Raw genomic sequence first — 26,301 nt, forward strand, 5'->3', positions numbered from 1 at the left:
TTGCCTCGATTCAATATAGTTGCATTTACTATTTTCCTCTCTAACATATCGCTCAACCACCTCATTTTTACTAATTTCCCTATATAAAAGGGAGAGTCACCACGACTCTCCCTTTTATATTAGCTTCGTTTTTGCTTCTTATTTGATGAAGATACTTTATGAGAACCAGTTTCATGTGTCGTTGTTCCTTGTCCTTCCACTTCTGGAGAACCTAGGCTTGATCTAGAATGATCTTTTTTCACTTTTTTACCCATTTACATTCACCCCTTCGCGTTACTATTTGCTGCGAGGTAATAAACTATTCAAAATAAAAAAGCGAGAGGATTCCCTCTCGCTTTTTTATATTTTAGAATTCAGAAGAACCTGGAGTTCTTGGGAATGGAATTACGTCACGGATGTTAGCCATGCCAGTGATGTACATTAGGAAGCGCTCGAAACCTAGACCAAATCCAGCGTGTTTTGTACCGCCGTATTTTCTAAGTTCTAAGTACCACCAGTAGTCCTCTTCGTTCATACCTAATTCTTTAATTCTGTCTACTAAAACGTCCATTCTTTCTTCACGTTGGCTACCGCCGATTAATTCGCCGATACCAGGAACTAGAAGGTCAGTAGCAGCTACTGTTTTTCCATCTTCATTAAGGCGCATATAGAACGCTTTAATGTCTTTCGGATAGTCAGTTACGAATACAGGGCGTTTGAAGATTTCTTCTGATAAGTATCTTTCGTGCTCTGTTTGTAAGTCAATACCCCATTCTACTGGGTATTTGAATTCAGCGCCTGACTCTTGAAGTACTTTAATTGCTTCTGTATATGTGATGCGACCGAAGTCAGAGTTGATTACGTTGTTCATACGTTCTAGAACTGTTTTATCAACGAAGCTGTTGAAGAATTCCATTTCTTCAGGTGCATGCTCTAATACGTATTTCATTGCATATTTCAGCATATCTTCTGTAAGGTTCATTACATCACCTAATTCAGCGAATGCAATCTCAGGCTCAACCATCCAGAACTCAGCTGCGTGGCGAGTTGTGTTAGAGTTTTCCGCACGGAATGTAGGTCCAAATGTGTACACATCACGGAACGCTAATGCATAAGCTTCAGCATTCAGCTGTCCACTTACCGTTAAGTTTGTTTCTTTACCGAAGAAGTCTTTTGATTCATCAACTTGTCCGTCTTCACCTTTTGGTACGTTGTTTAAATCTTGCGTTGTTACGCGGAACATTTCGCCTGCACCTTCTGTATCACTACCAGTGATAATTGGTGTGTGAACATGTACGAAACCACGCTCTTGGAAGAATTGATGGATCGCAAACGCTGCGATAGAACGCACGCGGAATGTTGCTGAGAATGCATTTGTTCTTGGACGTAAGTGAGCGATTGTACGTAAGTATTCAAACGTGTGACGCTTCTTTTGAAGTGGGTAATCAGAATCTGATAAGCCCTCAACATCAATTTTTTCTGCTTTAATTTCAAATGGTTGCTTTGCTCCAGGTGTTGCAATTACTTTCCCCTCTACTTTAACTGAAGAGCTTAGTGGAAGCTTCGCAATTTCTTTGAAGTTATCTAATTCTGTATCGAAAACGATTTGAACACTTTTGAAAAAGCTACCGTCGTTTAATTCGATGAAACCAAATGCTTTTGAATCACGTAAGTTACGAATCCAACCTGATACTTGTACTGTTTGATCTGCGTATTTCTCTGTATCTCTATACAGACTTTTTACTAATGTGTTTTCCATAGTGAAATTCTCCTTTGCTGATATATTTAAATACAAAAAAACCTTTCATCCATAAAGGGACGAAAGGTTAAACTTCGCGGTACCACCCAATTTGTCATAAAGACCAACTTTAACTCGTATGTAATACATACTTCCCGGTTTGTAACAGGCCGGATTCCCGTCTAAGTCTACTCTTGAATACAAGCTTCAATTTCGGTTAGCAACTCCAAGGTGTTCTTCACATATACCGCCTCATCAGGCTCTCACCGCCCCTGACTCGCTTTGGATTATAGTATATACTACTTTTCCTTATCATCGTCTTTCATTTTGTTAAACTAAAATTAATGTACTACATTCGAGGAAAAGATGCAAGATGTCGGAAAATATATCAGCGATTTTTATCATATATCGACCGTAACTCGAAATATATCAGCGATTCAACATAGAATATCGACTTACCGACAGTAATCGACAACCGCTCTACTAAAAAAATTGCCGGAATTAATCCGGCAATTTTTTATTACTTACGTAACTCCGCACCAAATTTTTCTTCTACCGCTGTTAATACACGGCTATGTGCTTCTGTTACTTCTTCGTCTGTTAATGTACGTTCTGCATCGAAGTAGTTCATAGAGAATGCAAGTGATTTCTTTCCTTCTTCCATTTTCTCACCTTCGTATAAGTCGAATAGTGTTACTTCTTTCAGAAGTTCTCCGCCAGCTTCAGCAATTACTTGCTTCATTTCACCAGCTTTTGTTTCTGTTGTTACCACAACAGCCATATCACGTGTCATAGATGGGAAACGTGGAATTGCTGAGTAGTAAGTTTCTTCAACGTCTGCACCGAATACTTTTACAAGAGATAGTTCGAATACAAATGTATTTTTCACATCTAGTTGTTTTTCTGTTTCTGGGTGCAATTGACCGATGAATCCAATTACTTCGCCATCTAATAAGATGTCAGCTGTACGGCCTGGATGCATACCTTCACGTTTTGCTGGTGCATAAGTGATTTGGTTTGCAACGCCAAGTACGTCGAATAATCCTTCTAACACACCTTTAACAACGAAGAAGTCTACAACTTTCTTCTCACCTTGCCATGCATGGTGAAGAGCAAGGCCTGTCATAACACCTGCAAGATGTTGTTCTTCTTTCGGAAGTTCTCCTGCTACTGTTGGTAAGAAGATAGAACCTACCTCGTATAAAGCAACGCTGTCGTTTTTACGTGCAACATTGTATGAAACTGCTTCTAACAATTGTGGCACTAAGCTTAAACGAAGTTGGCTACGCTCTTCACTCATTGGAAGCGCAAGATTTACAGGTGCTTTTTCGTTCGGCTCAACCATATATTGTTTCGCTTTTTCAGCACTTGTTAATGAATATGTGATTGCTTCATATAAACCAGCGCCTTCTAGGAAGCGGCGTACTTTACGACGTTTCGTTTGAGCTGCTGTTAATTTACCACGTGTCATTGTTCCAGCTGGTAATGTAACTGGAATGTGATCATAACCGTACAAACGACCTACTTCTTCTACTAAGTCTTCTGAAATTGTAATGTCAGGACGGCGCGCTGGTACATTCACATGGAATGTTCCTTCTACTTCTGTGAATGGGAATTTCAAGTTTGTGAACATTGTACCCATTTCACTTGTAGAAATGTCTGTACCTAATACACGATTTACTTTCTCAGCTGTAACAGATACTGTACGCTCTTCTACTTGTAAGTTATCAACTTCTACTACACCTTCAAGCGCTTCTCCGCCAGCATATTTTGCCATTAAAGCAGCAGCGTGTTGAATTGCTTCAAATGTACGTGTTGGGTCGATTCCTTTTTCAAAACGTGCACTTGATTCGCTACGAAGACCTAAGTCTTTTGATGTACGGCGCACTGTTTGACCTGCAAAGTATGCAGACTCAATTAAAACGTTCACTGTATTACTATCAACTTCAGAATCCGCTCCGCCCATTACACCAGCAACAGCTAAAGCTTTTTCACCGTTTGTAATAACAAGGTGGTGGCTTTGTAATGTACGCTCTTGATCATCTAACGTTTGAATCTTTTCGCTTTCTTTAGCTAGACGAACAACGATTTCTTTTGAACCTAATTTATCGTAATCGAATGCATGTAACGGTTGACCATATTCCATTAAAATGTAGTTTGTAATATCAACTACATTACTAATTGGGCGAATGCCAGCTGCCATAAGGCGAGTTTGCATCCACATTGGTGATGGACCAATCTTTACGTTCTTAACCATTTTCGCAATGTATAATGGATTCTCTTCTTTCGCTTCTACACTTACAGAAATATAATCAGATGTTTTTTCAGCTGATTCTTGTAAGTTGATAGCTGGAAGTTTTACTTCACGGCCGTAAATAGCAGCTACTTCATATGCAACACCTAGCATGTTTAAGCAATCTGCACGGTTTGGTGTTAAACCAAGCTCAAGTACTTCATCATGTAAGTTTAAAATCTCAAGTGCATCTGCACCAACCTCAGCGTCACTTGGGAAGATGAAGATACCATCTGCGTATTCTTTCGCAACTAGTTTCCCATCAATACCAAGCTCTTGAAGAGCACAAACCATACCGTGAGAAGCTTCCCCGCGTAGTTTCGCTTTTTTAATTTTGAAGTTACCTGGAAGTACAGCGCCAACTTTTGCAACTGGTACTTTTAAACCTTTTGCAATGTTAGCAGCACCACAAATAATTTGTACTGGTTCTTCTTCACCGATATCGATTAAGCATTTGCTTAATTTATCAGCTTCTGGGTGTTTTTCACATTCTAATACGTGACCAACTACAACACCTTTTACACCTTTATTTAATACTTCAACGCCTTCTACTTCAATACCACTTTTCGTGATTTTGTCTGCTAGTTCTTGTGCTGTTACATCTTTAATATCTACATACTCTTGTAACCAACGATATGATACGAACATATTTATCCTCTCCTTCCCTTACGCTCGTTTGAATTGTTGTAAGAAACGTACATCATTTGTATAGAAATGACGAATGTCATCTACGCCGTATTTCAGCATTGCGATACGCTCTGCGCCCATACCGAATGCGAAGCCTTGATATTCTTTTGAATCATAACCAGCCATTTCAAGTACGTTCGGGTGAACCATACCTGCGCCTAAAATTTCGATCCAGCCAGTTCCTTTACAAGTGCCGCAACCTTTGCCGTGACACATCATACAAGAAATATCCATCTCTACAGATGGCTCTGTGAATGGGAAGAAACTTGGACGAAGACGGATTTCGCGATCTTCACCGAACATCTTTTTCACGAATACTTGTAGTGTACCTTTTAAGTCACTCATACGAATGTTTTTATCAATTACAAGACCTTCAATTTGCATGAACTGGTGTGAATGCGTCGCATCATCATCATCGCGGCGATACACTTTACCAGGACAAATAATTTTGATTGGGCCTTTTTCTTTATTATTTTCCATCGTACGTGCTTGCACAGAAGATGTATGTGTACGTAGTAACGTTTCTTCTGTAATGTAGAATGTATCTTGCATATCACGCGCTGGGTGATCTTTCGGTAAGTTTAATGCTTCAAAGTTGTAGTAGTCTTTTTCTACTTCTGTCCCTTCAGCTACTTCATAACCCATACCGATGAATACATCTTCAATTTGCTCAACAACAGCTGTTAACGGATGGTGACAACCTGTTTCAACAGGACGACCTGGCAGTGTAACATCAATTGTTTCAGTAGCTAATTTTGCTTCGATTACTGCTTTTTCTAAGTTGCTAATTTTGTCTTCTAGACGCGTTTGAATCGCTTCACGTACTTCATTTACTAATGCTCCCATACGTGGACGCTCTTCTGCTGATAATTTTCCCATGCCGCGTAATACTTCTGTAATTGGACCTTTTTTCCCTAAATACGCTACGCGTACGTCGTTTAAGCCCTTTAGCTCTTTCGCTTCTTCAATAAGCTCTAACGCTTTTTGCTTTAGCTCTTTTAAACGTGCTTCCATTTGGAACCCTCCTAATTTTAAAAATAAAAAAACCTCGCTCCCAAAAAGGGACGAGGTAAATTCGCGGTACCACCCTAAATTGACAGAACAAGTCTGCCCACTTCATTAGTTATAACGGCCAGCTTTGGCCGGAACGCCTTTACATATAAATGGTCCTGGCGTCAACTCCAGAGGTGAATTCACTTTCGTCTACCATAAGAATGCTTTCAGTCTACGGCACTCTCTCCCTATATGGCGATTTTGTAAGCTACTCTTCTCTATCAACGTTTTTCATTATTTAACTTTTATTATATGTTCATTACGAACATGTACTTCAACTTATTATAAGAAGTTTTTTATTTGTTCGCAACTGGGCTTTGTAAATAATACGTTAAAATCCCTGCTGCAACCGCAACATTTAGTGATTCTGCCCCGCCGTAAATCGGAATATACAAGTTTTGATCAGTTTTCGCAAGAATTTCTTGGCGTACGCCACTTCCTTCATTTCCTACAATTAATGCAAAACTTCCTGTTGGTGTTACTTCACCATATGGAACTCCATTTTCAAGAGCTGTTCCATATACAGGGACGTTATTTTCTTTTAACTTGTCTACCCATTCTTCTAAGTTCCCTTTCACAATCGGTAAGTGGAAAATAGAACCTTGTGTAGAGCGGAGTACTTTACTATTATAAACATCAACGCAACCTTCTCCAAGCACAACGGCATGAATACTAGCTGCATCAGCTGTACGAATAATCGTCCCTAAATTACCTGGGTCTTGAAGACCGTCTAATAAAAGGAATTTCCCATCAGTAAGAGCTACTTCTTTCTCCTGTTTTTCACAAACAGCAAATACACCTTGCGTTGTTTCTGTTTCACGAAGTACCTTTACAATTGCTTCAGGCACGATATACATTTCAACATCATTAACTGTCCAATCTTTCGGAAGGTCTGTCTGATCTGAAACGATAAGTTCTGTTACAACTCCTGCCTTTAAAGCTTCCTCTACTAAATGGAATCCTTCTACAAAAAATAAACCTTTTTTATCGCGCTCTTTTTTCGTCTGCAGCTTTTTCCACTGCTTCACACGCGGGTTTTGTACTGAATCAATGTTTTTCATAATATGTATTTCCCTCTCTTCTTGTCTTATCATTATAGCCTATTTTTCATACATATTTACATAAAAAAGAACAAAAACTAACGTCAGTTTCAATTCTGAAGAAGAGGTGAAAGTAATGAATTTTAATTTACGCGGCGCTGTATTAGCGAATATATCTGGAAATTCACAAGACCAATTACAAGAAACGATTGTCGATGCAATTCAAAGCGGTGAAGAGAAAATGCTTCCAGGTCTTGGCGTTTTATTCGAAGTCATTTGGAAAAATGCTGATGAAAATGAAAAACACGAAATGTTAGAAACGCTGGAGCAAGGATTAAAAAAATAAATACTAAAAGGTCACCTTAGAAAAAACTAAGGTGACCTTTTATGTCTATAAAATTTTTCTTCTCCTAAACATTTCTACTTTACTAACGCTGATCGATGGAGTACAATGTTCAAAATACATTTAAACCGATCGATTTTCTTCATATACATCAATAGATAAAAGGAGTGAATGTTTTATGCACCGTATTACGCTTGAACAAATTTTCAAACATCATATTACACAAAAATACGTAAATCGTTCTGGGATGGTCCACGCGATTGCTGTCGCTTACCATGCGTTTCACTTAGCCAAAAAGCATCACGCCTCAGTCGACGCTGCAACAAAAGCTGGTTTCCTTCATGATATCGGACATCATACATGGTATACAGGCGGAGAATGGGACTATGAATTGTATAAAAAGAATGATATACATGCAATTAAAGGGGCGGAAAGAGCTCATAAATTATTAATCCGATTAGGAGAACATCCGAAGCAAGCAAAAGAAATTTCTGTTGCAATTCTATTGCACACTGATTCTTTCTTAGTAGAACAAACACTTGAAAGAACACCTCTACAAAACATTATTAAGTGGGCGGATGAAGCAGACGAAGAACCAGGCGGAGCTCACCATTACCGAACTATTTCTTATGAAAAAGCCCTAAAGGCAATTCAGCAATTAGATCGATTGGTAGAGCGTGAATTACAAATAGAGCAAAAGAAATTAAATAAAACAACAGAACACATTTACCAATGAAAAAGAGGCATCACTACAGAGTGATACCTCTTTTATTATTTTACCTTAAAAAATAAACAGAATTTTTCGATAATTTGTTTTCACAGAACATCAATATAAGATTATTACTGTCTGTAAATAGTGAAGTCAAAAATATACCTTTTACTATAGTAATGACTTTTTCTTACATATATTCTATAATCTTTATATACAATTTCGATATATAAGGATAGGTGATTCACTATTATACAACAAGCCACACAACTAACTTACTCACAAAAACATCCTATGTCACTCTCACAATTTCTATTTTCAATCGTTTTTGCGATTTGGGGAACAGGATTCCTGGCCGACCTTTTCATAGGCCTTCCTACTGTTATTTATACAGAAGGCCTAACCGATCCAAAACAAATTGCTTTAACCAAATCCCTTACTACTTCTGGAAGAAATTTATTTGTATTGTGCATTTTATTAATTTTAATTTATTCATACAAACCATTAAGAAATTTAATTGTCCCAACGTTAAACTTTACACCATTAAAAAAAGTAAGCACATATATATATATAATCCTTTTCTATGGACTATATATTGTTAGTGATATATTTATAATTACTAATCTTTTTCCTGATGCGGCAAAAGAACAGTCATCCGCTTTAAACCTAGAAATGTTAAAACAATACAAACTGTTATTGCTACTAGGCAGCGCTATCTTTGTACCTATTTTTGAAGAACTTATAGTCCGCGGTATTATTCTTCACTTCCTACAACAGCGCTTCCCTTTTTGGATTGCAGCACTTGGGTCTAGCTTCCTCTTCGGAATAGGTCATACATATTCAACTGGTGTTATGTTTAGTATGTTCATCATGGGTCTATTTATGGCTATTTTATGCAAAAAGACAAATTCAATTATCCCAGCTATTTTATTGCACATGCTGAATAATACCCTAGCATTATTATAAAACTTCCATCAGTGGTGGATTCTTTATCCTCCACTGATTATTTCTCACTTAAAAATCAAATTTATTGAAGACACCCCCATCCCACCTTTTTACTATCAAGAAATAAAATCAATATATAAATAAAAAAGAAAGGGTTTTTCATATGCAATCAAATGCACAGTTTTCAGATACTCAAAAACAATCCATGTCATGGGGACAGTTTATTCCCTCTGCTCTATTTGCATTTTGGGGCACTGGTTTTATAACTGGATTCCTTATACTCCCACTAATAATTTATAAAAGTTTTTTTGCAGATAAATCACAAATCGCCTTATGCGAATCTATTATAGATACGACTAGCATTGCACTACAACTGACTATTCTATTGTTCTTCATATTTAAATACGAGCCTGCCAAAAGGTTATTATTATCATCATTTAACTTTAGAGTATTAAAAGGATGGCGTACATACGCATATTTACTCATTTTCTTCTCATTAAATATCCTTTTCAATTTATTCGTATTAGAAAACGTATTTCCAGATGCATTAGAAGAACAAACGGCTGCATTAAACTTACATATTTTAGAGCAATATCAAATATTGTTACTTATTGGGTCCGCAATACTTACACCCATTTTTGAAGAACTTATTTTCAGAGGTTTTATGCTTCGCTTCTTCTCGGAGCGGTTCCCATTCTGGATTGCTGCAATTTTGACAAGTTTATTTTTCGGAGTCGCCCATACATACTCACTCGGGATAATGGTGAGTGCTTTCTTCGCAGGACTAATGATGGCCATTTTATACAAGAAAACAAATTCCATCATTCCAACCATACTATTTCATATTATAAATAATATGGTAGCATTTTTAGGATAAAGAGAGGTATCATCACGATACCTCTCTAACGTTCTCTACATCTATTAATTCGTATCGTTACTACTCATTTCTATCAAATTATACATATTTATTAATAATATCCAAAATAAACCTCATGTAGTAAAATATAACTTAATTAATATAAAGGAGTTTACATATGTTCAGTATTATTTGGATATTTTTTATGCCGCTTCTCTTATTATGTGGAATTGCTGGTGGTATTTTTTTAGTAGTAACAGGAATTATTCATCAAAAATTACTTGTTATCTTAATGGGGATTATTTGTTTCTCATTCGTTATAATGCCTTTTATTTTTTTGAGCAAAGGTATCAATGGAGAGGACATTCTTCACATTCCAACTGTTCTATATTGGATGCTTTTCTCTTTAGCTGGTCTATTAGCAGGAATTAATGGAGCACGTTCAAAAATTAATAGTATACGCAACATGGGATTCATTATTTTCTCAATAGGACTGTTCGCAGCTATTTGTTATCAACTCATGTCTATGCCTGATTCATTTTTCATTCGTTAAGGAGTTATTATACATGGAATCTACCGGATTATTTATTTGGCTTATCTTAGCCCCTATTTTATTGTTATGTGAAATCATCGTTGGTATTTTCTTAATTGCTGCCGGAATTAAATATCGTAAATTACTTACCATTATAGCTGGATTGATTAGCGTATTATTTATCGTTGTTCCTATCATTTGTATAGGTAACGGAATAGATTTAGAGGGGAGTCTCCCAATTTCAGGAACTTTATATTGGTGTTTCTTCTCTTTAGCTGGACTATTAGCTATTATAAGCGGAAGACAAATATCAAGTATTCTTTCTATGGGGACGATTTTGTTTATAACAGGATTATGCTCCGTGATTGGTTATCATTTTTTATATCTAACTCTTTAAAAAGACAAAAAAGCAGGGAATTTAATTCCCTGCTTTTCTATTTGGTTTATTGCCTGATGGTAAGAAGAACGATAATACCCAAGCAACGCCTGCTAATATCGTTGCAATTAAGAAGGCATCGTTAATACCGTTAATTGCAGATAGCTTTGAAATTTGTCCGAATAATAGTTGCGTGCTCATCGCATCTCCTGCTTGAGCTGATCCGGCTAATGCCGCTAAGCTTTGGCCCATACCGTGTACTTTATCAACTAAAATTGGGTTTGACGTTGTTAACATATTGCCGTAATCCGCTACGTGAGCAGTCGTTTGTTGCGTCATAAGCGTGATTAATATCGCTGTTCCAATTGAACCAGCTACTTGTCTTGACGTATTTTGTGTTGCTGTACCGTGAGAAATTAATTTCATCGGTAACGCGTTCATACCAGCTGTCATAATTGGCATCATAATGAATGACATACCAATTGAACGTATAATATAATCCGTCATAATAACGCTATACGGTGTATCCATCGATAACGTTGTAAATTTATATGTCGCAAATGTTGTAATGGCTAATCCGACAATTGCTAACGGACGAATACCATACTTATCAAATAGTTTACCTGCAACTGGTCCCATAATTCCCATAATTAATGATCCTGGAAGTAATAATAACCCTGATTCCATCGGTGTAAAACCGCGAATGTTTTGCAAGTATACTGGAAGTAATAACATACCTCCGAATAAGGCCATCGTAACGATTGCATTGATTACTAAAGTAAAAGTAAATACTGGATATTTAAACACTTGTAAATCAAGCATTTTATTGTCCGTTGTTAGCTCTCTCCAAATAAATACAGCTAAACCAATGACACCGATGATAAGTGTTATAACAACTTCTGCACTAGTCCAGCCATTATTTCCAGCTTCACTAAATCCGTACAGTAAGCTACCTAGTCCAATACTTGAACTAATAACACCGAATACATCTAACTTTGTTTTAGACACTGGCTGGGCTAGTGTAAAGAATTTTAAAGATAAGAACGTAATAATTAAACCGACAACAAACATCCCATAGAACATTAAGTTCCAGCTATAGTTTTCAATTACCCAACCTGTTACAGTTGGTCCGATAGCTGGTGCTAAAATCATCGCTACCCCTAATAGTCCCATAGCTGCTCCGCGCTTATTAGGCGGGAATAATGTCATGAAGATATTCATACCAACTGGCATTAAAATACCCGCACCAACCGCTTGAATAACGCGGCCCGTCATCATCATTGTAAAGTTACCTGATGTAGCACAAATGATAGATCCTACAGTGAAGAATAACATTGCTGCTACGAATAATTTACGATACGTAAACCGTGAAACTAAAAATGCACTAATCGGTACTAAAATTCCGTTTACAAGCATGAAGCCTGTAATTAACCATTGTGCTGTTGAAGTTGATACATTAAATTCGTTCATTAATGGAGGCAATGCAACATTAATGATCGTTTGGTTTAAAATAGAAACGAACATACCGAGAATTAATACAGCTACAACTGCCTTTACGTTTACATTCTCTAGAGGCATAGACATTTGTTTTTTCGGCACTTCTATTTCTTGTTTTACTTCTTCTTGCTTCCCTGTTTCTAATTCAACAACATTAGAAAGTTCTGTTTCTTGTTTTGATTCAATTTCTTTCTCTACTGTTTCTATCTTACTTACTTCTATCTTACTTACGGCTGGGACTTGTTCTTCTCCCACATTCGTTTTTTTCTTTCGTAAAAGACGATTTACAAGGAAGAAGACGATTATACAAAATAGCGCATATCCTACAATTGCAATTGAGGACATCTCATCTCCCCCTTACTTATGAATACGAACTGACACATTCATTCCAGGAACAATATTTACTGATTTACTATGATCTAAAGAAATTTTAACTGGTACAACTTGCTTTACTTTCGTATAGTTCGCTGTTGCGTTACTTGATGGTAACATCGAGAATGTATTTGCTGTTGTTAATCCAACCTGTTCTACTTTTCCTGTTAACGTTGTATCTGGGTATGCATCTACATACACATCTACTGTTTGACCTTTTTGAACATCATCAATATTTGTTTCTTCAATGTTTGCTGTTACCCATAAATTATTCATATCAAATGCGTAAGCAATTGGGCTTCCTGCTCCAACGAACGCATTTGTTGTTGCGTTTGATTGTACAACTGTTGCATTTTGTGGAATCGTTACGTCTACTGTTTGCTCACCATTTGCTCCTGCTACAGTAACAGCACCTAATTTATCATTTTCATTATAATTTTTACCTACTTCAGCTTTCCAGTCTGTTAATTTACCTGCTACTGGTGATGCAATTGGGATTACTTTCCCGTCAATCTTTGCATTTTCTGTCTTTAAATAATTTTCTGTTTGATTGTAATAGTAATAACCGCCAATACCGCCGCCAACTAATACAATTAATGTGATAATGTTGATAATTACCATTCTTCGAAACTGATTCATTGCATTCCTCTCCTTATATCGCATATAATTTTTTTCTAAACTATTTATATCCTTTTTGTTTAGATTGCTTAATTGTTAATTATATTAACTTTTAAGCAAAAAAATCACACCATCTGCAGTGTAAACCGTAGTTCATCTGCCTGCGATCGGTGCTGATTTCTAAAGGACTATCGTTTATAATTATAAATAATTATTCCGAATCTACAACCGACAATTTAAACATATATGTTGTTTAAACAACATTACACTATACATGTGTTGTTTAAGTAAAAAAAATTAAACGAGGTGAAGTAAAAATGTCTATTAAAAATACAAATGATCCACGCGTGAAACGAACGAGACAACTCATACAGGATGCTTTTGTCGCTTTAGTAGGCGAAAAGGGCTTTGAAAGTGTATCCGTTCAACATATCGCAGAACGCGCCCCCGTAAATCGCGCTACATTTTATAGCCATTATCACGATAAATATGACTTATTAGAAAAAAGCATAGAAGAGATGTTAGAAAAGCTAGTCGAGGTGATTAAGCCAGAAAAGCGCAGTAAAGAAGACTTTCAGCTTACGTTTGATTCTCCACATCCGACCTTTTTAGCTTTATTTGAGCATATCGCAGAAAATGCTAATTTCTATAACATTATGCTCGGTGATAAAGCAGCCGGAAACTATACTTATAAAATGATGAAAGCAATTCAAACACATTTAACGTTAAGTTTATCCATTTCACAGCCTAACGACGAAAAGCTTATGGTCCCTCGTGATATTCTCATTAGTTATGTTACTGGTGCTCATCTCGGAATGATTATGTCATGGCTAAAAAAGGGCATGATCTATACCCCGCATTTTATGGCAATGCAGTTAACGCGCTTAATTATTTTAGGAGCTCATACGGCAGCAGGATTAGAAAGACCCTTTTAACATAAAAAAAGCGAAGGAAATTCCCCTTCGCTTTTTTTCTATTAATTAAATGTAATGTTATGTACAGCCTCTTTATCAAGACGTTTAATAACTTCTACAATTAACTTCACTGCGTTTTCATAATCATCACGATGTAACATCGCTGCATGAGAATGAATGTAGCGTGTCGCAATCGTAATTGCCATAGACGGAATACCGTTTACAGAAATATGAATTGCTCCTGCATCCGTTCCGCCACCCGCTACAGAGTCATATTGATACGGAATTTGTAATTCGTCAGCAACATCCACAACGAAATCACGTAAACCTGTATGACCAATAACAGAAGCATCATATAAAATGATTTGTGGGCCATCACCCATTTTACTTTGTGCTTCTTTCGCCGTTACACCTGGTGTATCACCAGCAATACCAACATCTACAGCGAATGCGATATCTGGCTTAATATAGTTTGCAGATGTTTTCGCACCACGAAGACCAACTTCTTCTTGTACAGTCCCAACGCCGTATACAACGTTTGGATGCTTTTCATCTTTTAATTGTTTTAATACGTCAATTGCAATTGCACAACCAATTCGGTTATCCCATGCTTTTGCAAGTAACATTTTTTCATTCTTCATTACTTGGAATTCAAAGTAAGGTACAACTTGATCTCCTGGTCGTACGCCCCACTCCATCGCTTCTTCTTGGCTAGAAGCACCAATATCGATGAACATATCTTTAATGTCAACTGGCTTTTTACGAGCTTCTGGAGGTAAAATGTGCGGTGGTTTGGAACCAATTACACCTGTTACATCTCCTTTACGCGTTACAATCGTTACACGCTGCGCAAGCATAACTTGTGACCACCAGCCTCCAACCGTTTGGAAACGAAGGAATCCTTTGTCATCAATTTGCGTAATCATAAAGCCAACTTCATCTAAATGACCTGCAACCATAATTTTCGGGCCGTTTTCTTCCCCAACTTTTTTCGCAACTAAACTTCCTAAATTGTCAGTAGAAAGTTCATCTGCAAACGGCTCAATATATTTCTTCATTACTTCACGTGGTTCGCGCTCGTTACCCGCAATACCGCGTGCATCTGTTAATTCTTTTAGCATTGTCAATGTCGCGTCTAATTTTGTCATTGCCAACACCCTCCTTTTTCTTCAGTCACTTCATTATACAATAAGTAAATTGAAATATTCAAAAAATAACTTAGTATCCTTGTGTTTGACGCTGATGATTTACTTCATTTTTATCTAAGTATGCTTTTTCAATTTCTTCTTGTTCAAATTCAAGTGCTTGTCCAAGGCGAAGATAGCTTGTAAATAATTCAATATAGTTCGTAATAGAAGGTTGATCTGTAAAACGAATTACTTTCGCATATGTGTCTAAGAAAATTTCTACTTGTGTTTTATTCGTTTGCGCACATTTATAGAATAAGAAGTTTTTATCAATTCCTAAATCGATTCCGATTGATAAAATAAAATGTAGGCCATCTACGTATTCTTCTAATATTACTTCACGTTCTGATGCTGGTTTATTGCTCCAATATTTAAAACAACGTGTTTCATTTGCAAGTTCTCCAATTTCTACAAGAAGAGCTAACATTTTTTCTTTTAACAATTTCTTCGGTTGTAAGTCATGCTCTTTCACAATACGATCGTCTAATTCTTTTTGTAATTTAAATAGTTGTAGTAAGTCCATTCTATTGTCCTCCTCCAACATCGCATTTTCCGCAACAATGTTGTTTCATCTCAAAGTTCATTATTATTTTTCGTTTCTTATTAACAAGTCAGCTACCTACATCTTTATAAAGATAGCTTGTCCTTAATTTGCAAATACGTTTCAATCATCATTCATAGATTATTCATCTGATGAAAGTTCCATATCATCTTTCCATTATAGCAGTGTCGTTTCTGCTAGGAAAGGTACACTTCCTCACGAATGAGTGCAAATAAAAAAGTCAGGAGGATTCCTCTGACTTCATATGTATATTCTTCTATATTGCTATAACTTTTATATTGATTTTGTCATATCGATAACGACACGCCCGTAGATCTTTCCTGCTTTCATGTAAACACCTCTTCGTTATCTTTCCAAAAGTCCTTACAAGCACATACTAATATACTGAGGCGCGAAATAACGCACTCAACTGTGACGATATCACGTAGGGAATTTTATAAATTATTGAATAATTATAATGAATACAAATAAAAAACCTTAGAAGAAAAATCTTCTAAGGTTTTAAACAATTAGTTAATGTTGTTTTTTGCAACTGTTGCTAATTCAGCGAAAGCTTTTTCGTCATGAACAGCTAAGTCAGCAAGCATCTTGCGGTTAACTTCGATGCCAGCATTTTTTAAACCGTGCATTAAGCGGCTGTAAGAAAGACCATTCATACGAGCTGCTGCGTTGATACGTGTAATCCATAATTTACGGAAGTCACGTTTCTTTTGACGACGGTCACGGAATGCATACATTAGAGATTTCATAACCTGTTGGTTAGCAACCTTAAATAATGTGCTCTTAGAACCGTAGTAACCTTTTGCTAATTTTATAACTTTTTTACGACGTTGACGAGTAACTGTACCACCTTTTACTCTTGGCATAATATTACCTCCTATTTGTTCTATATATCAGCCGAACTTATTTTAAGTTGTCAAGCATTTGACGAATGCGTTTGAAGTCACCAGCGCTTACTACACCAGCTTTACGTAATTTACGTTTAGCTTTTGTAGATTTGTTAGCGAATAAGTGGCTTGTGTAAGCGTGAGAACGCTTCAGTTTACCAGATCCAGTCTTTTTGAAACGCTTTGCAGCGCCGCGATGAGTTTTTTGTTTAGGCATAGGTATTTCCTCCTCTATCTATTACTTATCGTTTTTCGGTGCTAAAACTAAGAACATACTACGTCCTTCCATTTTAGGCTTAGATTCAATTGTACTAACTTCAGCACAAGCTTCTGAGAAGCGATCTAAAACACGTTGACCGATTTCTTTATGAGTAATGGCACGTCCTTTAAAGCGAATTGACGCTTTAACCTTGTCGCCTTTCTCTAAAAACTTGATAGCATTACGAAGTTTTGTGTTAAAGTCGTGTTCATCAATTGTTGGACTTAAACGAACTTCTTTCATGCTAATTACTTTTTGATTTTTGCGCTGTTCTTTTTCTTTCTTTTGTTGCTCAAAGCGGAATTTACCGTAGTCCATAATGCGGCATACTGGCGGTTTCGCATTTGGAGCAACCAATACTAAATCAAGATTAAGATTTGCAGCTAAGTCTAAAGCGTCATTACGAGACTTGATTCCAAGTTGATCGCCGTTCGCGCCAACTAAGCGTACTTCACGTGCACGAATTTGCTCGTTAATCATCATATCCTTGCTAATAGTAAGCCACCTCCAAGGTTTTCTTAGAATACGTTTTGTAATTGTAGAACCCGAACAAAAAAAGTGCGGGCATACGGCACCCACACTTGTAATATCTTTAGTAAGAAATACATTTACCTGCTAACTGCGAATGCGTCCATCAGGTGAGAAGCGGGTGCTTCTACTTGTTCCAAAACCATATTCTATTATCCTTGATGAGTTTATCATAGGACATGACGTCTGTCAAGAAGACGCGATGTATTTTACTAACAACAAGAAATATTGTAACAAACAACTAGCATACTTGCAATACTTTTTTATGATAAGTATTGTTTGGTTATTTTTTCTAGATTTTCTTATTTATAATACATAAGAAAGCCGCGGTATACCGCGGCTCTTTCTTATCGTTTTCCTTCTACTTTAATCATGTCAACAAACGCATCTAATGCGATTGTTTCTGATTTTTGTTCACCATATTTACGTACGTTTACGCCATTTTCAGTCACTTCATTGTCACCTACTACAAGCATGTACGGGATCTTTTGCATTTGTGCTTCACGGATTTTGTAACCAATTTTCTCTTCACGAGTATCTACTTCAACACGGATACCAGCACGTTGCAGGTCTTCTTGTACTTTCTTCGCGTAGTCTAAATGTACTTGCGGAGAAACTGGAATTACTTGCGCCTGAACTGGAGCTAACCAAGTTGGGAATGCACCTTTGTATTCTTCAATTAAGAAGGCAACGAAGCGTTCCATAGTTGATACAACACCACGGTGAATTACAACTGGGCGATGTTGTTTACCATCTTCACCTACGTAAGTTAATTCAAAGCGTTCTGGAAGTAAGAAGTCTAATTGTACAGTTGAAAGTGTTTCGTCTTTTCCAAGTGCAGTACGAACTTGAACGTCAAGTTTCGGACCATAGAACGCTGCTTCACCTTCAGCCTCATAGTACTCAAGACCCATTTCATCCATAGCTTCTTTTAACATACCTTGTGCTTTTTCCCACATCTCATCATCAGCATAATACTTTTTAGTATCTGCTGGGTCACGATAAGATAGACGGAATGAATAATTTTCTAAGCCGAAATCTTTGTATACTTCTAAAGTTAAGTTTACAACGCGTTTTAATTCTTCTTTAATTTGGTCTGGGCGAACGAAAATGTGTGCATCATTTAAAGTCATCCCGCGTACACGTTGTAATCCAGATAATGCTCCAGACATTTCATAACGGTGCATTGTTCCAAGTTCCGCAATACGGATTGGTAGTTCACGGTAGCTATGAATATCATTTTTATAAACCATCATATGGTGAGGACAGTTCATTGGGCGAAGAACTAATTCTTCATTATCCATTTCCATTGATGGGAACATGCCATCACGATAGTGGTTCCAGTGACCAGAAGTTTCATAAAGCTCTCTGCTTCCTAGTACTGGAGTGTATACGTGGTCATATCCTAAGCTTGCTTCTTTATCAACGATGTAACGCTCAATAATGCGGCGGATTGTTGCACCTTTTGGTAACCAAAGTGGTAAACCTTGTCCTACTTTTTGGCTATTAGTAAATAGTTTTAATTCTTTACCTAATTTACGGTGATCGCGCTCTTTTGCTTCTTCAAGCATACGTAAGTGCTCATCTAATTCTGCTTTCTTAACGAATGCAGTACCGTAAATACGTTGTAACATTTTATTATTGCTATCGCCGCGCCAGTAAGCACCTGCAACGCTTAATAATTTAAATACTTTAATCTTTCCTGTAGATGGAAGGTGAACACCACGGCAAAGGTCGAAGAATTCGCCTTGCTCGTAAATTGAAATAACTGCATCTTCTGGAAGATCGTTAATTAAATCTAATTTTAACTCATCGCCAACTTCTTCGTAACGACGAAGTGCTTCTGCACGTGGTACTTCATGACGAACGATTTCTAAGTTCTCGTTCACAATTTTTTGCATTTCTTTTTCGATTTTCTTGAAATCTTCAACTGTAATTGCTTCTTCCATATCGATATCGTAGTAGAAGCCATTTTCGATTACTGGACCGATACCAAGCTTAACATCTTTATATAAACGTTTTAACGCTTGCGCTAAAAGGTGGGCTGTTGAGTGGCGTAAAATATATAAGCCATCTTCAGAATCTAATGTAATGATAGAAACTGCACCATCTTCTTCAATTGGTGTAGAAAGATCGATCATCTCATCATTTAACTTTCCAGCCACAGCTTTTTTCTTTAAGCCTGGGCTAATAGAAGCTGCGATTTCTTCAGTTGTTACTCCTTTTGGAAACTCCTTCACAGCTCCATCAGGGAAAGTAATTTTAACTACATCTGCCATCACTGGTCACTCCTCTTTTTTTCAAAATAAAAAACACTCATCCCATAAAAAGGGACGAGTGTTGAATTCGTGGTTCCACCCTTGTTCCAATTAACTTTATTGTTAATTGCTCAAGTTCAACATAACGGTGTTGTCCGTTAGCAATTACTAGAAAAAGGTTCACTGCTAAAGTTTAGAGGTGGTAAGTAATAATCCCGTACTAGGAAGCTCACACCCTAAGGCTTCCCTCTCTGAAAATCGTAGAAAACTACTCATGTCCTCATCATAACATTTCGATATATTTCATTTATGTAGGTAATTATATGCTCAAAAACTTAGAAAATCAAGGGCGTTACCCTTATTTTTTAAATTTTTCACGTTGCGCTCAAATTCATGTAATCCATGTAGTTGTACTCGTTCTTGAAATACATTTCGCAAAGTAATAATCATATTATGATCTTGTTCTTTCGTATATAAATAAATCTTTTTCGGCGAAATGGAAAGAAGTGGTGCAATTACTTTCGTATCGATATATACATCCTTTTGCTTTAATAATTCTTCATCTATATATTGAACCAATTTCTCCTGCTTTAAACGTCTACCTTTATCATCATAGAAAATAAAACTTTCATCAAAAATAAGATGCACACAGGACAAACGCGATTTCCGGCTCCTTACTTGTTGGCGAAGTGTCTCAATGAACATTTGATATTCCTGCTCCATCTTATACTCATCAATTGCAACTTCAGCAAGCCGATCTACCATTTCCCTATATGTACGAAGACGAAAACGAACGTATGATGAAAATGAAAATGAGAGCGGATCACAAAGCCAATCATTTAAAGACGACGCAATATAAGATTCAAATTTATGACGCGTTAAATCACTAGCTACCCCTTTTCTTCTTTCCTTTAAAATCTCATGTGCCATATGCAATATTTGATGACACTCTTCTTGTTCTTCATAAAAAAACTTTTCCTTTAAAATGGTATGAATCCATTCATTTTGTTTCACATTCATAATGAAATATAGTAATACTGGCAATAAAATCTTTTCAATATAATTCGATTCACATAATGGCATATGAATAACAACCTTTTGTTCATTTAAATATACACTTGTTTCCTTGTATAAGGATTCCATTTTTTTCGTTAGTTGTCTGTATACGTGCACAGCATCATTTTTTTCTTCGAAGCAAATTTCAATCACTTTTGTCCCCCCTTTTATCCCCGCTCTAAAGGATTTAAAAACCCTATAAGAGTCCGATCCGTGGCAAAGTCTCTCAGCAGAAACAATCTTCTACCCTTAGACAACCCACTCGATACAACTTGCTAATTTCATATATATTAAAGGAGAGAGAAAAAAATGATACAAGCCAATTTAATTTTTTTATTGTATAATTTACCCATTAATAAAAAGGGGTATATAAATATTTGAATATAAGTTTGTGAAAATCGAATTAACCTGGGGTTTTACCCGCTCGAAACCAGCTGAAGATTATCAAAAAATTATTCAAGAACATGCTAGAGACGGATGGAGGTTCGTGCAGATTTTCGCCCCTGCAATCGGTAGTTCCGGACAACCTGAATATTTCGAGCTCATATTTGAAAAGAAAATAACACTATAATAAAAAAGAGCAAGCTTCTCAGCTTGCTCTTTACTTATGACGACGGTTCTTTCCACCAATAGAAATGGGCTTCGCTAAATATTGAATTCGTTCCATAATACGGGCCGCTTTCATCTCTTCTGCTTCACCACGCTGTGTATACGTTAAATGATGTTCTAACTGTTTGAAATCAAAGTTAGACGTAAAGAACGTCGGTAAGTTTTCTAACATACGGAATTGCAAGATTGCACCAAGAACATCATCACGCACAAAACTTGACATTGCTTCCGCTCCGATATCATCTAACATTAATACTTGTACGCGTTTTACCGCATCAATCTTTTCACCAATCGTATTATCTTGAATCGAGCTTTTAATTTCACGTAAAAATTCTGGGAAGTATACGATCATTGAACTTATTTTCCTAAGAGCAAGCTCATTTGCAATCGCCCCTAAAAGATATGTTTTCCCTACACCAAATTTACCGTACAGATATAAGCCCTGCACTTTTTTCCCTGGTTCATATGCACGTAAAAATTCATTCGCTGCACCAATTGCATCAATACGCGCATCTAAATCTGAAGGGTCTAAGTTTTCCATAGACGCCTGTAAAATATCATTTGGCATATACACACTTTGAACAAGTTTTTCATGTTTCTTTCTCTCATCATATGCTACTTTTCTTACGCAGCGATCATATTGAATATCAATCATCTTACCTTGGATGACAAGCTTCGGCTCATATCCTTGCAGCATATTTTTACATGACCCTAAATCTGGACAATCAGCGCACCCTACACTTTGCCCAATATATTCATATAACTTCACAAGACTTCGTTCAATCATCGAAGTCGTTACTTCACCTTTATGTTCGTCTATAAATTCTTTCACACGAGGGTGCGCCATCACTTCTGCCTTTAAGACTTCATATCTATTCTTAAAGTTTTCATTCTCCATTAATTTCGCAAACGAATTTTGAATATGCTCCATTTCCTCACCTCAAAGAGCGTTCATTCTCTTCTATTAATCACGCTTATATTTTTTCAATACTTCTTCTAATCGTTTTCGTTCATCTTCTAACGTACTTGCATTTTTTTCCACACTCAAGTCATTTTTCACAGTTTCTTTCGCTTGTTCTTTCGGCTCTTCTTTAAGCCAATCAGGTACCATTTCTTTACGCACCGTTTTCTTGGTCGTACGGCCTTTCTTCTTCGTCTCAGCCCACTCTTGATATTGACGATTCTCTTCTTTTGCTAGCGCCATTGCTTCGCCTACTGTACCAACCTTTTTTCGCGCCCAATGCCCAGCAATCTTCTCAACATACGTTTTAGCAAGCTTCATATCTGAGCGTAGCATAACGTAATAAATAAGTACATTCACAACCCCTGGCGTTAATTTTTGGTTTATCATTACATCCTCGACAATTTGCAAGTCCGCCTTCGTCGCCTCTGCACCGCCCGAAATCTCCTTCAATAGTTGTTTTGGCGAGATTTCCTCTAACTGCTTCATTAGCATCTCTTCTTGCGTAGATGGCTCTTTCTCTTTCATTGTACGAGCAGCATGAGGTTGCACCCTTTCACTTAATACAGGTAATGCTTGACCATTTTCGAATTGATACCAATCGCGTGCTCCCTTTCGAAGCCTTTCAATATCAATTGTTTGCATCTCTGTCACTGCGCCAAGAACGATATTTTGCATCGATAACACATCCACACCGTACACATAAGAGAGTGTAATGACACATTCTCGCACTTGATCTGTAATCGCCTTTTTAGGAACAAGCGCTGATAATCCTTCTACAAATAAAGAGAAATCAAAGAAATCATTCCAAACTTTCGGAGCATCCCCATTCTCATTACTTGGCATAGTTGTCGTTTTCGGGATACGAAGTTCTTCTTGCGCATACTCAAACTGACCTGGGTTAAATGAATCAAATACATCATTGAAGGAGCGCGTAACATTTTCATAAGAAGCAAAATCGAATTCTTCTTCTAAGAAATATTGCTTTACTTGGTTGTATTTTGTCCGACTCAATCGATTGTATAAAAAGATACTTAAAACAATATCATCAAAAAACTGCTTCGGAGATAAAGGTGGTTGCAATTCATATATAAACATTCGAATATCTTTTTCTTTCTTAATATATACATTTAAAAGCCCAATCGCCTCTAACTTTACTCGTTCCCCATATATTTCAGGAAGTTGCATTTGCATGGTCACCATAAGGGAGTGATGTGTATTCTCTTTTCCAAACACACGATCTTGCTCTAACTCTCCCCATAGCGTCATGTATAAGCTAAAAGCTCTACTACCTACTAACGGCTGATACAACATCGTTAACACTTTCCGGTCGTAATTATGTAGCAACCCTTTCGCACTTACTTTATAACGATCAATCGGCAATAGCTCCATCCATGACTGTTTTTCCATTCTTGCTTTCCTTTCTCTCATCCAATCTAACCTATATTTCATTCGTTCTATCTTCATTATATAATTTCTTAGCGAAAAAGAGCTATTAGCTTCCGCTTCTAGCTCTCTTATCTCGTTTACTTACAGTATATAAAGAGAATGGATTACACCTTCTACTCTCTCTCTTTTTGCAGTATATCTTTTAATTCTTCAATAAATACATTTAAATCTTTAAATTGACGATATACAGAAGCAAAACGTACGTAAGCAACATCATCGATATCGCGAAGTTCTTCCATAACAATTTCACCAATCATATCACTTTTCACTTCTGATATACCTAAGTTACGAAGTTCACGCTCTACACTTTGCGTTACTTCCTCTAACTGCCTTAAAGATACAGGTCTTTTTTCACACGCTTTAATTAAACCGCGTAAAATCTTCTCTTTATTAAACTCTTCTCGTGTTCCTTCTTTTTTAACAACGATAAGAGGTGATTCTTCTACCCTTTCAAATGTCGTAAAGCGACTTAAACAACTCTCACACTCTCTCCTTCTTCGAATAGAGCGCCCCTCGTCTACCGGACGCGAATCTAACACTCTTGTGCCATTATGAAAACAGGATGGACAACGCAATTCATTCACTCCTTTACAATATACTCTTTATTTTTTACGATTCATCTACACGTGAAAATATATATACAATATTATATAACTCATTCTTCTACACTGACCACTCTAAGTTAATACATATCATGATCTTATTTTATATAAACTAAAAAAGAGGTGCATTATACACCTCTTTACATTTTAAATCAATTATGTTCTTTTTTAAAGAGCTTTTGTTTCTCTCTGCTTAATTTCGAAGCTACCAGTGCCTCGAGGAAGCTCGATGCTCTCACGCGTTTTCGCGTTTAAACCTTCTGCAATATATTCTGCAGCAACATTTGGATCAATACGATCCCCACAAGTATAAACATCAATACTTGCGTAACCGTGCTCCGGAAAGCTATGAATTGTTAAATGTGATTCCGAAATAATTACTACTCCACTTACACCTTGTGGTGCAAATTTATGAAAAGCAACCTCACGTACTTCAGCACCAGCTCTTAGTGCTGCATCCACAAATAATTGTTCAATATACGGCATGTCATTAAGCTTGTCGAAATCGCAATCCCAAAGTTCAGCGATCACGTGACGACCCATCGTATCCATAGTATCCATTCTACAGTTCCCCCTTGTAAATTTAATCTAACTGTTCGAATTGAAAACTAATTTGCAATTTGGCTTGCTCCACTACCACGGGGGAAAGTTAGTCCAGAGAGGTCCTAACCCTTTAAGTAGTGACTACGTACCTCAGCTCTTAAGTTTACGAGTGTTAGTATACTTTGTTTATTTTCATTTTGCAACAACAGTTTTTTCGATTTTCTGTCATATTTTCCTCTTTACTTTTCCCTAAAAAAAATAAACCATTCACAAATGCAGTAATCCCAATGGTTTTTGGTATGTCCACTTTTTGAAAATATACTCATATAATTTTTTCCCTTTTCAGAAAAAAATAAAAAAGAAGGCAAATATTTACTTGCCCTCCCTTTATTTCACTTAAATGTGTTGAACATTTTCTTGTTTCGCTAATTCATTAACAACTAACGTTACAAGATCTACAACACGACGAGAGTAGCCCCACTCGTTATCATACCAAGCAAGCACTTTCACTTTACGATCACCCATTACCATTGTAGATAAACCATCAATAATAGCTGAGTGTGTATTTGTATTAAAGTCGATAGACACTAAAGGCTCTTCGCTGAATTCTACAATTCCTTTTAATGCACCGTTTGCAACAGTTTTGAACGCTTCATTAATATCTTCAACTGTCACATCACGTTTTACGTCTACTACTAGGTCAACTAGAGACACGTTTGGTGTTGGTACACGAAGTGCCATACCATGAAGTTTTCCGTTTAAGTGTGGAAGAACTTTTGCTAGCGCTTTCGCAGCACCCGTCGTTGTCGGAATGATAGACTGTCCGCAAGCACGTGCTCTTCTTAAATCTTTATGTGGATTATCAATATTTTTTTGGTCATTTGTATAAGCATGAACAGTTGTCATTAAACCGTTTTCAATTCCGAACTGCTCATCTAACACCTTTACAACAGGCGCTAAACAGTTTGTTGTACAAGATGCATTTGAAATAACAGTATGTTTTGTAATATCTAATTGGTCATCGTTCACACCAACTACAATTGTTACATCTTCATTTTTACCAGGCGCTGTTAAAATAACTTTTTTCGCTCCAGCCTCAACATGAAGAATTGCTTGTTCTTTCGAATTAAATTTACCAGTTGCTTCAATTACAACTTCAACACCTAGATCTTTCCAAGGCAATTCCTTTGGATCGCGGTTGTTTAAAAGGCGAATCATTTTCCCATCAACTAGTAGGTGATCTTCAAATGCTTCTACTGTTCCGTCAAACTTACCATGAACTGTATCATATTTAATTAAATGTGCTAACGTTTCGGATGGATAGCTTGCATTGATTGCTACAATTTCGAATGCGCTTTCTTTTATTGCTTGACGAAATACCATTCTCCCAATACGTCCAAATCCATTAATTGCCACACGAGTCATAATATGTTATCCCCCTTGAATGC

Annotated in this window: 27 protein-coding genes and 4 other annotated features; of the genes, 8 read left to right on the forward strand and 19 right to left on the reverse strand. The window is 36.8% G+C overall.

Annotated features, from left to right (window positions below; translation table 11 throughout):
- Positions 1-119: 119 nt before the first annotated feature.
- The 5 genes from ACTFQM_RS17605 to ACTFQM_RS17625 all read right to left on the reverse strand — a co-directional run bounded on the left by ACTFQM_RS17605 (position 120) and on the right by ACTFQM_RS17625 (position 6,844).
- Positions 120-254 (reverse strand): YuzL family protein, encoded by a 135-nt coding sequence (locus tag ACTFQM_RS17605; protein ID WP_002173687.1) that lies wholly within the window; start codon positions 252-254, stop codon positions 120-122.
- A 92-nt stretch (positions 255-346) separates the two neighbouring features.
- Complete coding sequence (gene asnS, locus ACTFQM_RS17610) at positions 347-1,738, reverse strand: asparagine--tRNA ligase (protein ID WP_440035414.1); 1,392 nt, start codon at positions 1,736-1,738, stop codon at positions 347-349.
- Positions 1,739-1,790: 52 nt separating this feature from the next.
- Positions 1,791-2,042 (reverse strand) — a binding site (T-box leader).
- A 195-nt stretch (positions 2,043-2,237) separates the two neighbouring features.
- Positions 2,238-4,658, reverse strand: coding sequence for a phenylalanine--tRNA ligase subunit beta (pheT, locus tag ACTFQM_RS17615; protein ID WP_440035416.1), 2,421 nt, complete (start codon positions 4,656-4,658; stop codon positions 2,238-2,240).
- 18 nt (positions 4,659-4,676) lie between these two features.
- The gene (pheS, locus tag ACTFQM_RS17620) at positions 4,677-5,711 is read right to left on the reverse strand and encodes a phenylalanine--tRNA ligase subunit alpha (RefSeq protein ID WP_000388222.1); all 1,035 of its coding nucleotides are present in this window, start codon (positions 5,709-5,711) and stop codon (positions 4,677-4,679) included.
- A gap of 43 nt (positions 5,712-5,754) precedes the next feature.
- Positions 5,755-5,984 (reverse strand) — a binding site (T-box leader).
- 62 nt (positions 5,985-6,046) lie between these two features.
- Positions 6,047-6,844 (reverse strand): TrmH family RNA methyltransferase, encoded by a 798-nt coding sequence (locus ACTFQM_RS17625; RefSeq protein ID WP_440035417.1) that lies wholly within the window; start codon positions 6,842-6,844, stop codon positions 6,047-6,049.
- An 82-nt stretch (positions 6,845-6,926) separates the two neighbouring features.
- Here ACTFQM_RS17625 and sspI point away from each other — a divergent pair, with 82 nt between their 5' ends.
- The 6 genes from sspI to ACTFQM_RS17655 all read left to right on the forward strand — a co-directional run bounded on the left by sspI (position 6,927) and on the right by ACTFQM_RS17655 (position 10,572).
- On the forward strand, positions 6,927-7,136 hold the full coding sequence (sspI, locus tag ACTFQM_RS17630) for a small acid-soluble spore protein SspI (protein WP_002173691.1): 210 nt from the start codon (positions 6,927-6,929) through the stop codon (positions 7,134-7,136).
- A 175-nt stretch (positions 7,137-7,311) separates the two neighbouring features.
- Complete coding sequence (locus ACTFQM_RS17635; protein WP_002173692.1) at positions 7,312-7,869, forward strand: HD domain-containing protein; 558 nt, start codon at positions 7,312-7,314, stop codon at positions 7,867-7,869.
- A 267-nt stretch (positions 7,870-8,136) separates the two neighbouring features.
- Positions 8,137-8,808, forward strand: coding sequence for a CPBP family intramembrane glutamic endopeptidase (locus ACTFQM_RS17640; RefSeq protein WP_083594663.1), 672 nt, complete (start codon positions 8,137-8,139; stop codon positions 8,806-8,808).
- A gap of 142 nt (positions 8,809-8,950) precedes the next feature.
- Positions 8,951-9,664: a CPBP family intramembrane glutamic endopeptidase gene (locus ACTFQM_RS17645; protein WP_178938836.1), complete on the forward strand. Its 714-nt coding sequence runs from the start codon at positions 8,951-8,953 to the stop codon at positions 9,662-9,664.
- A gap of 157 nt (positions 9,665-9,821) precedes the next feature.
- Positions 9,822-10,196, forward strand: a complete 375-nt coding sequence (locus ACTFQM_RS17650) for an ammonia permease (RefSeq protein WP_440035419.1) — start codon at positions 9,822-9,824, stop codon at positions 10,194-10,196.
- Positions 10,197-10,209: 13 nt separating this feature from the next.
- A complete protein-coding gene (locus tag ACTFQM_RS17655; RefSeq protein WP_002173695.1) occupies positions 10,210-10,572 on the forward strand; it encodes a hypothetical protein in 363 nt (120 codons plus the stop codon).
- Between the two features lie 21 nt (positions 10,573-10,593).
- Here ACTFQM_RS17655 and ACTFQM_RS17660 read toward each other — a convergent pair whose 3' ends face one another.
- Both ACTFQM_RS17660 and ACTFQM_RS17665 read right to left on the reverse strand, forming a co-directional pair.
- Positions 10,594-12,393, reverse strand: coding sequence for a DHA2 family efflux MFS transporter permease subunit (locus tag ACTFQM_RS17660; protein ID WP_440035420.1), 1,800 nt, complete (start codon positions 12,391-12,393; stop codon positions 10,594-10,596).
- A 12-nt stretch (positions 12,394-12,405) separates the two neighbouring features.
- Complete coding sequence (locus ACTFQM_RS17665) at positions 12,406-13,059, reverse strand: HlyD family secretion protein (RefSeq protein WP_098473602.1); 654 nt, start codon at positions 13,057-13,059, stop codon at positions 12,406-12,408.
- Positions 13,060-13,355: 296 nt separating this feature from the next.
- Between ACTFQM_RS17665 and ACTFQM_RS17670 the strand changes: the two genes are divergently transcribed.
- Positions 13,356-13,973, forward strand: a complete 618-nt coding sequence (locus ACTFQM_RS17670; RefSeq protein WP_098473603.1) for a TetR/AcrR family transcriptional regulator — start codon at positions 13,356-13,358, stop codon at positions 13,971-13,973.
- Positions 13,974-14,014: 41 nt separating this feature from the next.
- On the opposite strand, the gene ACTFQM_RS17675 is transcribed toward ACTFQM_RS17670, so the two are convergent.
- From ACTFQM_RS17675 to ytxC, 7 genes are all read right to left on the reverse strand, one after another.
- Positions 14,015-15,100: a M42 family metallopeptidase gene (locus tag ACTFQM_RS17675; protein ID WP_002173699.1), complete on the reverse strand. Its 1,086-nt coding sequence runs from the start codon at positions 15,098-15,100 to the stop codon at positions 14,015-14,017.
- 70 nt (positions 15,101-15,170) lie between these two features.
- A complete protein-coding gene (locus tag ACTFQM_RS17680; RefSeq protein WP_000365057.1) occupies positions 15,171-15,662 on the reverse strand; it encodes a dUTP diphosphatase in 492 nt (163 codons plus the stop codon).
- Positions 15,663-16,210: 548 nt separating this feature from the next.
- Entirely contained in the window at positions 16,211-16,567 is a 357-nt protein-coding gene (gene rplT, locus ACTFQM_RS17685) for a 50S ribosomal protein L20 (RefSeq protein WP_001138364.1), read from the reverse strand.
- Between the two features lie 37 nt (positions 16,568-16,604).
- Entirely contained in the window at positions 16,605-16,805 is a 201-nt protein-coding gene (rpmI, locus tag ACTFQM_RS17690) for a 50S ribosomal protein L35 (RefSeq protein WP_001125945.1), read from the reverse strand.
- Positions 16,806-16,826: 21 nt separating this feature from the next.
- The gene (infC, locus tag ACTFQM_RS17695; protein WP_000973214.1) at positions 16,827-17,330 is read right to left on the reverse strand and encodes a translation initiation factor IF-3; all 504 of its coding nucleotides are present in this window, start codon (positions 17,328-17,330) and stop codon (positions 16,827-16,829) included.
- Between the two features lie 63 nt (positions 17,331-17,393).
- Positions 17,394-17,514 (reverse strand) — a sequence feature (ribosomal protein L20 leader region).
- 208 nt (positions 17,515-17,722) lie between these two features.
- Positions 17,723-19,654, reverse strand: coding sequence for a threonine--tRNA ligase (gene thrS / locus ACTFQM_RS17700; protein WP_048372894.1), 1,932 nt, complete (start codon positions 19,652-19,654; stop codon positions 17,723-17,725).
- A 47-nt stretch (positions 19,655-19,701) separates the two neighbouring features.
- Positions 19,702-19,929: a binding site (T-box leader), on the reverse strand.
- Between the two features lie 31 nt (positions 19,930-19,960).
- Positions 19,961-20,842, reverse strand: a complete 882-nt coding sequence (ytxC, locus tag ACTFQM_RS17705; protein ID WP_002173702.1) for a putative sporulation protein YtxC — start codon at positions 20,840-20,842, stop codon at positions 19,961-19,963.
- Positions 20,843-21,062: 220 nt separating this feature from the next.
- Here ytxC and ACTFQM_RS17710 point away from each other — a divergent pair, with 220 nt between their 5' ends.
- Entirely contained in the window at positions 21,063-21,260 is a 198-nt protein-coding gene (locus ACTFQM_RS17710) for a DUF4177 domain-containing protein (protein ID WP_440035819.1), read from the forward strand.
- Positions 21,261-21,290: 30 nt separating this feature from the next.
- Here ACTFQM_RS17710 and dnaI read toward each other — a convergent pair whose 3' ends face one another.
- The 5 genes from dnaI to ACTFQM_RS17735 form a co-directional block, all read right to left on the reverse strand.
- Complete coding sequence (gene dnaI, locus ACTFQM_RS17715; RefSeq protein ID WP_002173703.1) at positions 21,291-22,229, reverse strand: primosomal protein DnaI; 939 nt, start codon at positions 22,227-22,229, stop codon at positions 21,291-21,293.
- A gap of 33 nt (positions 22,230-22,262) precedes the next feature.
- Positions 22,263-23,669: a replication initiation and membrane attachment family protein gene (locus ACTFQM_RS17720; RefSeq protein WP_440035822.1), complete on the reverse strand. Its 1,407-nt coding sequence runs from the start codon at positions 23,667-23,669 to the stop codon at positions 22,263-22,265.
- A 152-nt stretch (positions 23,670-23,821) separates the two neighbouring features.
- Positions 23,822-24,283: a transcriptional regulator NrdR gene (gene nrdR / locus ACTFQM_RS17725; protein ID WP_001203686.1), complete on the reverse strand. Its 462-nt coding sequence runs from the start codon at positions 24,281-24,283 to the stop codon at positions 23,822-23,824.
- A gap of 195 nt (positions 24,284-24,478) precedes the next feature.
- Positions 24,479-24,862 (reverse strand): adenosylmethionine decarboxylase, encoded by a 384-nt coding sequence (speD, locus tag ACTFQM_RS17730; protein ID WP_002003660.1) that lies wholly within the window; start codon positions 24,860-24,862, stop codon positions 24,479-24,481.
- Positions 24,863-25,249: 387 nt separating this feature from the next.
- Complete coding sequence (locus ACTFQM_RS17735) at positions 25,250-26,278, reverse strand: glyceraldehyde-3-phosphate dehydrogenase (protein ID WP_427349340.1); 1,029 nt, start codon at positions 26,276-26,278, stop codon at positions 25,250-25,252.
- Positions 26,279-26,301: the final 23 nt, after the last annotated feature.

The sequence above is a fragment of the Bacillus cereus group sp. MYBK30-2 genome (assembly GCF_051915945.1).
In the GTDB taxonomy this organism is placed as follows: domain Bacteria; phylum Bacillota; class Bacilli; order Bacillales; family Bacillaceae_G; genus Bacillus_A; species Bacillus_A paramycoides.